The 7,465-nt window shown below is 63.4% G+C and carries 5 protein-coding genes; all 5 read left to right on the top strand.

Going from position 1 to position 7,465, the window contains the following annotated elements:
- The first annotated feature begins 170 nt into the window (after positions 1–170).
- Entirely contained in the window at positions 171–3,143 is a 2,973-nt protein-coding gene (locus tag GXY33_07225; protein NLX04918.1) for a right-handed parallel beta-helix repeat-containing protein, read from the top strand.
- A gap of 234 nt (positions 3,144–3,377) precedes the next feature.
- Entirely contained in the window at positions 3,378–4,058 is a 681-nt protein-coding gene (locus GXY33_07220) for a GntR family transcriptional regulator (GenBank protein NLX04917.1), read from the top strand.
- Positions 4,059–4,065: 7 nt separating this feature from the next.
- Complete coding sequence (locus tag GXY33_07215) at positions 4,066–4,950, top strand: hypothetical protein (GenBank protein NLX04916.1); 885 nt, start codon at positions 4,066–4,068, stop codon at positions 4,948–4,950.
- A 13-nt stretch (positions 4,951–4,963) separates the two neighbouring features.
- Positions 4,964–6,451 carry a glycoside hydrolase family 43 protein gene (locus GXY33_07210; GenBank protein ID NLX04915.1) on the top strand — a complete coding sequence of 496 codons (1,488 nt, stop codon included), beginning with the start codon at positions 4,964–4,966 and terminating at the stop codon, positions 6,449–6,451.
- The coding region (locus GXY33_07205) for a hypothetical protein (protein NLX04914.1) at positions 6,448–7,465 on the top strand (1,018 nt) is incomplete at its 3' end. The genes GXY33_07210 and GXY33_07205, both read left to right, overlap by 4 nt.

Below are 7,465 nucleotides of genomic sequence, written 5' to 3'. Positions count from 1 at the left end.
CGCGGCGGTTCCTTTTCGTTCCACTATTCCACCTGGGCAGAAGCGAGAAATGGATTGGCGCAAAGGGGGGAGATCGTATACTGACCTTCCTGATGCCCGACGGCGTAGGCGGGCAGGGTTGTTTGAGACATTTCGGGTAGAATGACGCTTGTGGTGCCGGGAGTGCAGGTATGGTGTCGAAGGGTTTGATGGTGGCGGCCAAGACGGATGGGCACGCCCTTTATGTTTCGCCGGCGGGAGACGACCGGTGGTCGGGACGGTTGGCTGAGGCGGCGGCGGACGGATCGGACGGACCGCTGCGGTCGATCGCGGCGGCGCAGCGGGCGGTGCGGCGGCTGGTCCGAGCGGGGCTGAGGAAACCGGTGACGGTTTATCTTCGCGGCGGGACGCACTTCCTGGCCGAGACGCTGGAATTCGGCCCGCAGGATTCGGGAACGGTCAAGTGCCCCGTGGTCTGGACGGCATGGCCGGGCGAGGCCCCGGTCGTCAGCGGCGGGCGCAGGATCACCGGCTTTCGCACGCAGCGCATCCACGGGCGCGAGTGCCTCGTGGCGACGCTGCCCGAGGTGGCCCAGGGGCGCTGGCACTTCACGCAGCTTTTCGTCAACGGCGAGCGGCGGTGGCGTCCGCGGCTGCCGAAAGAGGGCTACTACCGTTTCGCGGGGATCGGCGAGATCCGCAGCCGGGGCGGCCTGCGCTGGATGCATGGCCCGGACCGGGCGACCTTCGCGCCCGGCGAGATCAAGCCGTGGAAGAACCTCGACGAGGTCGAGCTGACGACGTACCAGCTCTGGTTCGACACGCACCATCGGATCAAGCGGCTTGACCCGAAGCGCAACATTGTGCACTTCCACCGCCCCAGCATCGGCAGTCTGCGCGACGAGAAGAATCTCTTCGCCCGGTACTTCGTGGAAAACGTTTTTGAGGCGTTGCGCGAGCCCGGGCAGTGGTATCTTGATCGCCGGTCGGGAACGCTTTACTATCTGCCGCAGCCGGATGAGGACCCGGAGAGTCTCGAGGTGATCGCTCCGGCATTGACGACGCTGGTGCGTTTTTGCGGGCGCGGCGGCCGGCCGGTGCGGCACGTGCGGCTTGAGAATCTCTCGCTGCGGCACGCGGAATTCCGCTACGGCCTGGATGAGGTGGGCTGGGCGCAGGCGGCGATCACGGTGCCCGGGGCGATCGTGATGGAGGGCGCGGAGGCGTGCGTGCTCTACAACTGCGAGGTCTCGCAGATTGCCCAGTACGCGATCGAGGTGCGGCCCGGCAGCCGCGACAACCGGATCGTCGCGTGCCGCCTGCACGACGCGGGGGCGGGCGGCGTGAAGATCGGGTGCCGCCAGGCCAACCGCGGCGGGTCGCTGGGGTCGCGCGGCGCGGCGGCGCACCAGTCGATGCGCACGACCGTGTCGGACTGCACCATCCACGACGTCGGCAAGATCTATCCGAGCGCGATCGGGATTTGGGTCGGTAACTCCGGGCGCAACCGGATCCTCCACAACCATATTTTCGATGTGCCCTACACGGGAATCTCCTGCGGATGGACGTGGGGCTACTCGCCGACGTTCACCGTGGACAATCGCATCGAGTACAACCACATCCACCACATCAACAGCTCGCGGCGGCTGAGCGACAACGGCGGGATCTACACGCTGGGCGTCCAGCCGGGCTCGACGATCCGCGGCAACCACATTCACGACGTCGGGTGCTACGGCTACGGCGGCTGGGGGATTTACCCCGACGAGGGCAGTTCGCAGTTCGTGATCGAAGACAACGTCGTCTACCGCACCGACGGGCCGGGGTTCTTCAGCCATTACGGGCGCGACAACGTGGTGCGAAACAACATTTTCGCGATGGGCGGGAAGGAGCAGGTCGCGCCCTTCGGCCGGCCGGAGCCGCACCGGACGGATATCTTCCGGCACAATGTCGTCTATTGGTCGCATGGCCGGCTGTGGGAGGGCGACTGGTCGGCCGACCACTCGCTGTTCGAAGACAACCTCTTCTGGCGCACCGACGGTCAGCCGTTCGATTTCGCCCGTCGGCCACTGGCGTATTGGCAGTCGCGTGGCCAGCTTCGCGGGACGGTCATCGCCGATCCGCTGTTCGCCGATCCGGCGGCGGGCGATTTTTCCCTCCGCGCCGATTCGCCGGCGCTGGCGATGGGTTTTCGCCCGATCGACGTCGGCCGCGTGGGACCGCGGCGGCTGGGACGTCGGCCCCATGCGTTCGCCGATTTCCCGGTGCCGGTGGAGGAGGCGAAGGAGATCGTCCACACGACGCTCGAGATCGTCAAACCGCTAGTGGACGCGGGCGGCGTGCCGGGTCGGGTACGTTTCACAGCCTGGAACGTCGGCGAGGTCCCGGCGAGCGGGGCGGTTCGCCTGCGCGTGCTGCCGGAGGGCGCCGGGCGCATCGTCGGCCAAGGCCACTTTGCGTTTTCGCTTCGTCCGGGGGCGTCGAAGTCGGCCGAATTCGCCGTCACGGCGGCCGAGGACGCTGAGAAGATCATCGTCGAGACCGTTCCTCGCGGCCGTGGGCTCGTACCGTCGTTTGTGATCGAGACGAAGCCCGCGGACAGCGAGCTTTGTCTATCGCGGGTGGGGCGCATCAGCTCGTTGCGCGAGTTGGACGAACGTCTGGCGGCTCAGGAAGCGCGCCCGGTGATGTTCGCCGATCAGCCGATCGCCGACATCAAACTCGCCCTGGCGGGAAATGACCTGGCCATCGTCGCCCGCGTCCACGACCGCTGCATCGCGCCGAACGAGACGCCGTGGCAAGGCTCATGCGTCGAAGTTTTCGCGGCCATGCCCGCCAGGAAGAACCCCGGCGGCGCGGGAATCGGTCAGGTCTTCCTCGTGCCGGGTGTTCGCCGCCGGGCGGCCCAAGGCCTGTATCGCCGCGGCGAGCCTGTCGCGGCGCCCGATGTGCGGATCGAGACCTCGCCCGCCAACGACGGGTACTTCCTGCGAGCGCTGGTTCCCTTGAAGTACCTGCTCGTGAATACGTCGAAGGGGCGATTCCTGCTCGAGATAAAGATTACCGTGATCCCCGACCGCTGCGCCGGTTTGGTCAGGGCGACGCTCTTTAACAGCATCGAGCCTTCGTCGAACATCGCGGGCATGGGCCTCGCCAAGCTCACCTGACCGCGGAAAAAGACAACCGTTAAGACAAGCGATGCCGAAACGGGGGGCTTGGGTTCGCGCTGGGCGATTCCGGGGAGCCATATTTGATTCCTCTTCGGTTGGCGAGGTTTGGGGCGGGTTTTGCGCGTCCCGGGATCATAATCTATTGTATACGACTGACAGGCCCTAGATGGCATTATGGGCTTGCCAAGGAAATATCTTGCATTGGCATGATATATTGTGTACGATATCAGCATGAAGGCCAAGGCGAGCAAACAGCGGTTGTCCGCGCAGGTGAAGGCATTTCTCCTTTCGCCGCAGGCGGGCGGCGAGGAGGGCTGGAACGAGGAGAAGCTGGCGCGCCGGTTCAAGGTCAGCCGGACTCCGATCCGCGACGTGCTGTACGAGCTGGAGAGCCAGGGGGTGATCGTCCGGCGGCACAAGCGGGGGATCGCGTTGCGACAGCCTTCGATCAAGGAGATCGCGGAGGTCTACGAGGTGCGGGCGGCGTTGGAGAAGCTGGCGATCGGGCGGGCGGTCACGTACGTCACCCCCGAAGACATCGCCGTGTTGCGGAAGATCGTCCGCCAGATCCATCTGGCGATCCGCAGGAACGACATCGCCCGAACCGACGAGCTGGACGCGACGTTTCACGCGACGATCATCGAGATCTCCGGAAACCAGTATCTGCGAAGCATGATCGACCAGTTCAATCTTTTGATTCGGGCGTTCCAGCTCGCCAGTTGGTTTCATCAGCCGTCGGTCCCGATCGGCGACCCGGAGCACGAGAGCATCGTCGACGCGCTCGAGCGCCGCGACCGGCGAACCTGCATCAAGCTCATGGGCCGGCACATCAACGGGGCCAGAAAAGTGTTTCTCCGGCAGGTTGTTTCTTCGCCCGTTTCAAATCCGAATCCAGAAACCGCAGAGGTGTGATATCGCCATGCAGGATAGTCCGAGCAAGAAGCTGAGGATACTCACCATCGGGGCCCATCCGGCCGACGTGTTCGATCAGTGCGCCGGGACGCTGATCCACCACGCCAGGCGGGGCGACTACATCGCATGCATCTCGATGACGCACGGGGCGCGGGTTCACGACAAGATCGTCGCGGACACGATGCAGAATTCGGACGCCGTTCCCGACGGACCGGAGCTGCTTCAGATCATTTCGCAGCGGTCCGACGTGAAGATCGAGGAGATTCGCGCGGCCGGCCGGATCATCGGCTTTGAGGACATCTATTTCCTGGGCGAAGGCGACGATATCTTTATGGTCACGCGGGAAGCGATCCGCGTGCTGACGCGGCTGATCCGTCAGATCAAGCCGGACGTTATTCTGACTCACTTTCCGCGCGAGGGCGACGCGATCACGAACCCGCACGCTGTGTGCGGGCAGATCGTGATGCACGCGGTGCAGTTCGCCAACGCGGTGGATCCGGGCGACCGCAACCCGCCGCACCGGATTGCCCAGATGTTCTTTTTTGGGGAAGGGGCGGCGCATCTGCCGCGGGATGTGTTCGACGCCCGGCGCAATCACTACAATGAAGTCTTCATCGATATCACCGATGTGATCGATAGGAAACTGGCGGCGATGGACTGTCTGGTCAGCCAGGGTTACGCCGGGAAATACGCCCGCAAACGGCTTGAAACGTCGGATGGGGCGTTTGGCGGCGGCTACTCGTACGGGGAAGCCTTCATCAAGATGCGGGCGGAAAACCATTACTTTCTGCCCGTACCGGAGATGATGATCGAGACGGCCAAGCTGTCGGATCACGACCTGATGAATCGCTACTCATGGCGGCTGCCGATCGACTTTGAGGCGAATCGATAAAGGAAACAACCCGATGGAGAATACCAAGACCATTCTGTTTTTCGACGATTGGCCGATACAGCATTCGCGAGGCGTGGTGCGGCGATGGTTTTCGGCAGAGCCGTGGCCGGGCCATGCGCCGGCGGTGGATCCGCGGCTGCGGGATTCGTTTAACGGGCCGACGGTGGAGCGGAATGCGGAGAGCGGCCGGTGGCGGATGTGGAGCGTGGGCAGTACGGACCGAACGAAGGGGGATGAAGGAACGGGCCTTTACCTGTACGAGTCGGAGGACGGGATTGAGTGGCGGCCGAGTTTTCAGAAGCCGGCGGCGGATCCGCGGGCGGCGGCTGGGGCGGAGCATCTGGTGTTCAGCGGAGAGCACACGGGCAACGGGCTGCCGTTTTTCGATGCCCTGGAGAAGGACCCGGCGCGGCGGTACAAGATTGCGTATACCGACGTATCCAGCAATCCGGTGGGTTCGGAGGGCCCGTGCCGGATCGCGGTGTCGCCGGACGGCGTTCATTGGACGATCGATCGCGCAGCCGTGTGGCGAGAGCAGCACACGGACGCTGGGTGCAGTATTCTGTTTAATCCGTGGACGAAGAAGTATCAGTTCACCAGCCGGCCGATCCTGGGCGACCGGCGGATCGCCCTGTATGAGACGACGGATTGGAGAACTTTTACCAAGCCTCAGATCATTATCCATCCCGACCCGTCCGATCCGCCGAACGTGGAGTTTTACGGGATGCCGGAATTCCTCTATGAAGGGTATTTTGTCGGTTTCCTGCATCGCCAGCATGGGGCGTTTGTTGACGATACGATTCCTTCGCGGATGAAGGGTCGGGTGGATTCGGAGTTGGTGTACAGCATCAACGGGACGCACTGGAGCCGGACGAACCGGCAGCCGTTTTTGCCCGACGGCGGGATCGGGAAATACGGGTTCGGGAGTGAATACCCCAGCTCGATGGTCATGGATGAGGCGGGTTGGCTGCGGGTCTATACAGCGTCTTTTGTGGGCGAGCACAACGACGGCGAGAAATTCCCGGCTGGGGAGAAGTCTTTGTTTCTGACGGTTTCGCGGTTCCGGCGGGACGGGTTCTGCGCGATGGAGTCGGCGTCGGATGTCGGGCATTTGACGCTTCGGCCGCTGATTTCGCGCGGCGGGCCGGTTCGGATCAATGCGGTGATGGGGCGATTTGGAAAGATCCGGGCGGAACTGCGAATGGTGCCCGACAACAAGCCCATCCCTGGCTTTGAGCTCGAGAATTCGATCCCGGTGGAAGGCGATGGACATTTTCTGACGTTGAAGTGGAAGGATCGCGACTCGATCGATCAATTTGAGGGCGAACCGTTTCGGCTGTTCCTCGAACTGGATCAGGCGAGGCTTTTCGCGGTTCGCGTCGCGGCGGACTACTGTTACGGCTGGGTGCCGGAGCCGAACCTCGTCGGCGATTACATCCCCAATCAATGTCCAGGCTGCCAGTTCGGACGTTTCGAAGCGTACGAAGGAAAGAACAAGTGAAGATCCCCGTCCTCCGCGTCGTCGGCGACAGTCACGCCGATCTGGAAGCCGCCTTTGACGCCGCGGTGCGGAATCTGACGCAGATCAACACGGTTCCGTGCGATTTGGCCGTGTACAACAAGACCGGTCTGCTGCCGGAGGGCGGCTGCATGATCCGCGCGGGCCAGGCCTACGAGAAACCCTGGACGCGCGATTGTGCGGTCAACTGCTGGAACGCGGCGAGCCTTCTGATCCCTCAGGTCGCCAGAAACACCCTCTGGGCCGTCTGCGAGCGCACGGAGCAGGGCCGTCTGGTGGTCCAGTGCGATTCACAGTGGTGGGATAAGGTCATCTGGGTCCGCGGCGCGTGGGAGCACTATTCAATCACCGCCGATCGCGGGTTTTTGTCGCTGGCCAGGGAGGCGGCTGCCGAGACGATCCGCCGGATGGAGCAGGAGCGTTTTTGCACTGAATATGGCCTGTTCAAAGGTCCGGCGATGATGGCCGATGGTATCGCTGGGTATCCGGTTCCTCCGGCCACCCCCGACGGCATCTGCGATTCGGTCCTCGGTTATCCCGACGCCCTTGAGATCATGTGTCTGAGCACCAACTGCATCTACGTCGACGCCTATCGATGCCTAGCCGCGATGGCTGACGAGGTGGGCGGCGATTCAGTGTTATGGCGTCACAAGGCCGACGCTTTGAGCCGCTCGATCAACCGCCATCTGTGGCGAGACGAAGCCAGCACCTACGGCTATTTTATCCACGGCTCCGGGCCGCTCGCCGGGCGGCTCGATAGGCACCAGGAAGGGATCGGACTGGCCTTTGCCGTTCTTGACGGCGTGGCCGATCGGAACCAGACCGCGCGGATCATGAAAACGGTTCACGTTCAGCCGAAGGGGATCACCGCCGTCTGGCCGCATTTCGACGGTTTTTCGGATGAGCATCCCGGGCGACACAACGTCATGTGCTGGCCGATCATCGGCGGGTTCTGGGCTGAGGCGGCGATGCGGGGCGGGCGGCCGGATTTGTTTT

The organism is Phycisphaerae bacterium (genome assembly GCA_012729815.1).
Lineage (GTDB): Bacteria > Planctomycetota > Phycisphaerae > JAAYCJ01 > JAAYCJ01 > JAAYCJ01.
Note: the sequence above shows the minus strand (reverse complement) of the source record. Positions and strands in the feature narration are given on the sequence as shown.

What these genes read in the sequence shown, in the direction of transcription:
- GXY33_07225 (NLX04918.1), top strand. Translation starts at nt 171, where the DNA reads ATGGTGTCGAAGGGTTTGATGGTGGCGGCCAAGACGGATGGGCACGCC.
- GXY33_07220 (NLX04917.1), top strand. Translation starts at nt 3,378, where the DNA reads ATGAAGGCCAAGGCGAGCAAACAGCGGTTGTCCGCGCAGGTGAAGGCA.
- GXY33_07215 (NLX04916.1), top strand. Translation starts at nt 4,066, where the DNA reads ATGCAGGATAGTCCGAGCAAGAAGCTGAGGATACTCACCATCGGGGCC.
- GXY33_07210 (NLX04915.1), top strand. Translation starts at nt 4,964, where the DNA reads ATGGAGAATACCAAGACCATTCTGTTTTTCGACGATTGGCCGATACAG.